The 211-nt window shown below is 64.5% G+C and carries 1 pseudogene; it reads left to right on the forward strand.

Going from position 1 to position 211, the window contains the following annotated elements:
- Window positions 1-4 precede the first annotated feature (4 nt).
- Window positions 5-211, forward strand: a pseudogene (locus EXE44_RS19930) (MFS transporter); the annotation flags it as partial.

The raw sequence follows: 211 nt of genomic DNA on the forward strand, positions 1-211 counted from the left end.
CGGTGTGAGCAACGCGACCGACGGGGCGAGTCGCTCGCAGTTCTGGGCGCTCTATCTCACCCGATTCGCGGAGGGATTCGGGTTCATTACGCTCATCACCCTGTTGGGGACGTACATCAACACGCTCGACCCGCAGGCGACGACGGTGCTGGGCGTCACCGTCTCGGCCGGGTTCGTCATCGGGATGTACACCACGGGATTCACGCTCGCG

The sequence above is a fragment of the Halorubrum sp. SS7 genome (assembly GCF_005435055.1).
GTDB lineage: Archaea > Halobacteriota > Halobacteria > Halobacteriales > Haloferacaceae > Halorubrum > Halorubrum salinarum.